The organism is Patescibacteria group bacterium (assembly GCA_028710985.1).
In the GTDB taxonomy this organism is placed as follows: Bacteria; Patescibacteriota; Patescibacteriia; order JAHJFT01; family JAHJFT01; genus JAQTTB01.
This window is the reverse complement of record JAQTTB010000008.1, coordinates 2,880-7,704: the sequence shown is the minus strand read 5'-3', so window position 1 is coordinate 7,704 and position 4,825 is coordinate 2,880. Positions and strand designations below refer to the sequence as shown.

The 4,825-nt window shown below is 50.2% G+C and carries 2 protein-coding genes; both read right to left on the bottom strand.

Annotated features, from left to right (window positions below; all coding sequences use genetic code 11):
- On the bottom strand, positions 1 to 2,924 hold a 2,924-nt coding region (locus PHW53_05150; GenBank protein MDD4995818.1), incomplete at its 3' end, for a hypothetical protein.
- A 12-nt stretch (positions 2,925 to 2,936) separates the two neighbouring features.
- Positions 2,937 to 4,825, bottom strand: a 1,889-nt coding sequence (locus PHW53_05145) for a hypothetical protein (GenBank protein ID MDD4995817.1), incomplete at its 5' end; no start/stop codon positions are given.

Sequence of the window (4,825 nt, the reverse complement as noted above, 5' to 3'; positions counted from 1 at the left end):
TCTGGTAATACTGACGGTATTTTACTTTTTTGGTCATTTTCTACGGCTTTTTTTGCGTTATAGAGGGCTATCTCTGCCTTGATGTAAGGCTTTAATTTCGCCATCTTGTGTTTTTTAATATTAAAGCCTTCGCCTTTCTCATTAAGCAGAAGGCTGTCGTTATTGGCAAGCGTTGTATAGCCTTTGTCCAGTTGATCATAAAGCCATGTACGGACATCATTAAAATTTCCGACCAGTTTTTCGGCTTTCTTTGTTTCAATGTCCAGATGTTTTTGCGCATTTTCACTGGCGTCCTGATTATCTGTAACGCCAGCCCAGTCACGAATCGCCTTCCAGGTTGCGCCTTGCTGTTTCGGCAAAGCTACTCCGGTCACATCACTAAAGACTTTCTTGGCAACATCGTTCATGCCATTGGCAAGATGCTTTAACGCATACGCCTGTTTATTGATGATGGCGTCGGCTAACCGGTAGTGATGGTCATCTGGCAAAACATTACCGTTATGCGAATCCGGTCTTTGATTGTGTAGCGATTGCCCGTACAGTTTGGCAATACGGTCACGCTCGCCTACTTTTTGCTCTTCCTGCCCTTGGTCTTTTTGTCCTTCTGGATTCGGCGCGGTTGTGTTTTGGCTTTTGACATTCGTTGTTTTCTCTGGTTGTTCGGTAGTGGTTAATTGAGTTACTTTATCATCAGCAACCTTTCCAGCAGCGTCGGCTTTTTGTTCTGCGCCAGCCTGATTAATTCCGGGTGCAAGCGAATTTGCTCCTTGTGCTGCTGGTTGTGTTGTTGCAGCATTTGTATCTGTTTTCTTAATAGCATTGATTGCCTTGGTTATTTCTTCCTGTTTTTTCGGCTTATAGGCGTAGTCGTCCTCAACTTCATCGCCCAGGTGATCGGTATAGGTGTTTCCTGAAACATGCTTGAGCGGCTTGCCTTCTGAAGACAGGTAATCGAAGTCTTCCGGTATTAATGGCTTTTTATCCTCATTGGATGCAGGTTGCGGTGTTAATACAGCCAGGGGGCTTCCAGGACTCTCACCACCTGCGCTCTTCCCCGCATTTTCTTCTTGAGCTCTTTCCGCTTCAGATTGTAATAATCCTGAAACTTTTGTACGTTGACTGGATTTTGTAGCGTCATTCTGTGCCTCGTCATGGGTTAATTCAGCGTCAAGCAGTTCTCCGGCAGCATGTAAATTTTGTCCTCCGGTATCTGCGGCAGTTGATCCAGGTATTTCATCAAGTGATCCTCCAACTCTTCCGCCAGTTCCTCTTCCATTGCCGAGGACTGGTCTATCATCGGTAAGCCGGTCATTTCCTGACCGTCCTGCATCAGCATCAGCACGGTGTTCGACATTGTTAAGAGCTGATTCTCCAGAATCGATACTCTGTCCTGTAATGCCGCCATCTGTTCTTCCATCTGCTTGTTCGTCATTTTCTACGCTCTCTTGTGGGTTTTGTTGTGCATACAGGTCATTAAACAACTGCCGTGCGTCATCGTAAGTATGCCGCCCTTGCTGCAAGGTCTGCATAATAAATGAATCCGCCGTCACCGGCCTGCCGCTTACCGTTATTTCACGCAAGTCTTGCCCGGCGTCATACGCTTTTTTAATCTCAGACCTTTTTTCTGCTTTAGGAAGGAACGGATTTAATACTTCGCCGGTTGCCGGGTCAATCTCGTCAGGGATCGGGTCAAAATAAACAGGCGCATTGCCCGCGCGCTGCTGATTATCGCCGGTTATCTCACTGCCGCCTGCAGCGTCCTGATTATCTCTTGACCTTTCGTCATCGCTTCGAGCCAATCCCGCTCCAATGATTCTTGAATCTCGCGCATTTGCTTGGCCGGTATTATCCGGTACGATAGGATTTGGGGGCTGTGCTGCGGCTGTTTCTTCATTTTGCGCTCCGGTTTGGGTTGTTTGGTCAGCCTCTGCCGATTCTCTGAGACGTTGTTGTTCGGCTGTTTCTGCGGGGGCTTGCGCGGCGGCTCTTGACAGCGGGCCAGCATTAGGATCGGCTTGTCTCGCGTCAAAGGCAGACACGCCGCCCTTGATAATGCCGCCGCCAATACCGCCCAAGGCCGCGCTGACATTTCTTTCATCGGCTGCTTGCCTGGTAGATGTATCCTGATTTCCGCCAAGCTGCTCAAGATAGGTTTGCCCGTATTCCTGAAAGCTTTCGCCTGCCAGACCTTTTGCGCCTTGCTTGCCGATATGAGTCAGTCTGCTTGCGCCGGGCGCTAACGTATCGGTAACGGCATTGCGTAACGGTGAAGGCAATAGTTTACTGCCTCCCAACAAGACCTTATCCATAACCACGTCTGATGCTGCTGCCGGTACTGCATAGGCCAAGGCTTTTGGAATATCTTCCTGTCCTGACTCGTGCTGCTTGCCGCGCATTTCGGTATATTCTTGCAGGTAGCTTGGTAAGGCTAACCCTGCTATGCCGCCAATAAGTGGTCCTATTGGTCCAGTTACAGGACTTGTTAAAGCGCCAAGCTGTGCGCCCGCGTAGGCGCTGCCGAGACTGACGGGTAATTGTGGAATGACATTGCCCAATGCTGATTTAACCGCATCAACAGGATGAGCGATAATGTCTGACAGAGAATTTATTGAACTGGGGTTGGCTTGCTGAACGCCTTCCGAATATTCTCTCACGCCTTTTCCGAACTGCTGCACAGCGGGAGCGCCGATAGCCGCGCCAATATCCTCAACGGGCTGTCCTAGCGCACTATTGAGCATGTGTGCGCCGGTAGCCTTCAAGGTTGAAGTAAATGCGTCCTTTGGATTATCAATGGCGTCAAACCCATCCATAAAAGGATTTGCTGACGGGGGTTTTAAACCAAGACTAACGGGTTTGGCTGATGAAGGCTTATAATTGCCTTTATCTATTGCTTCAAAGTTAGCGGTAAATGGATTTGATGCCATTAAATTAAGTCCTTATTGTTGGGCAAAATGATCTTGATACCTTTTATTTATATCTTCCAGTTTTAACTGTCTTTTTTTAGGGTCTTTTTCGGCATGAGCTGTCTTGATAGCATCCATATAAAGGGAATCCATATTTAATCCATTATCGCCCAAATCGGTCTTTACCGGCAAGCCGGTTTTTGGGTCAACCGTCACGGCATACGCCTTTTGCCCGTTCACCAAGCCATCGGCGGTATAGGTATTGGTTTCGCCAATTTGCGGCTTTTGCAATGTCTTGGTCTTTATTTCATTTTCAAACTTATTCTGCGCCGACGCCGCCTGCGCATTAGCGAGAGAGCTTTCCTTATCCCAGTCAAACTTGTCAGAGGCCAGTTTGTTAGTAAGGCCGAACTGCTGCTGATCGTTGGCAAGCGCCGCGCTTTTTTGCTGATTGTCGCTGACTATCCCTAAGAAGGCTTTGGCCGCTTCCTTATCTCTGCGCTGCGCATTAGCGCCAAGCATATCACCTCGAACCAAAGGCTGCAATAAGGTATTGTACGCCTGTTGTATTTGCGCATCACGGGAATTTTGCTGCTGCGCCTGCCGGGCTGCAAGTTCTCCGGCTTCTCTTGTCGCTATGCGGTCGTTAACAACTTGAGCGTCCCTTGCGAACCTTGCCTTAACATCCGGGTCAGCGTTGCGTTCTATGGTTTTTTGCAGGCTTGATTTCTGGTCTGCGCCTAATGTCCTGCCGTCTGCAAACTGCACCGATGCAGAACCGCCTCTACCATTATCAAAGGTGGTAACGGTTCTGTCACCGATATTGGTCCGTTTAGCCGTGCCGTCAGCGCCGATTTCGCCGCGAGAGTAGTAAGGCTGTTGATCTTCCTGTGGACTAATGGGAATGACTTGCTCACTGCGATTGGGATCGCCAAGGTTTATCTTGGGTGATATCTCTCCCTGTATGCCATAGGCTCCAAGGCTGTCTCCGATTTTTACCGGAGATGACAGGTTTAATGGTTGCCCGCCTGCGGTTGCCGGTTGCTTCGCGGCAGAGCCTTCCTCCCCATTCCATATCCGCGATGCTTTATCAGATACCTTGCCAGCAAAGCCGGATATAGAATCTGCGATTTCTCCATTCTTGTCGGCAACTTTGTCGTATTCGTGGCCTATCACGCCTTTCAGCCCCTTTTTTTTATAAATATCGCTATTTTCTTTCATGACCGCCAAGTCGTCAGGGGACGATCCGGTGGCCGCATCGATAAAGCTCGGCAGACTGACTGCGCCGAGCGCCCTGACGCCATTCAAGGCCGCGCTTTTAATGCCGCCAAGTCCTGCCGTGCGCTGTGTCGGCGCTGCCCCGACCGACTCATAAGCCGGTCTATTGTTAAACGCTACGGCCTCTGGTGAAGGCGCTGTTTTAAAGCCCCCCTCCAGTGTCGGGCCGGTAAAGCCTTTTGGCTGCGCCGTGTAAACTTTGGCCGATTCGCCGGGGATGGTTTGCAAACCTTGCCCTTTTAAAACACCGCCTTCATATTCTGGCGTAGTGAACCCCGTCCCTGGAGTGATGGGAGCGCGTGAAGACCCTGCAATAGTCGCGTCATTGGCGGGAATAAACTCACGATGACTTATCACTAACTGCTTCCCAGACGCCATCTGCGCGTTAGCCTGATCTGCCGGTAACGGAATGCTTGCCTGCCCGCCTCCGGTAACGCCGGTTGGCTTATTGATTCTCTCCAGCGCATCAGGATCAATGCCTCCCGCCGCATGAACCACGCCATCCTCAACCGTTGTCACCGCGCCTTTATCCGCAGGAACCGAGGCAATCAGCTTCTTGACAAAGGCTTTGCCGTAATGCTTGACCACTGCCGCAGGCAGCACGGCTTCGCCCTTGGATAGTCTGGCCGGAATACTGTCCGATG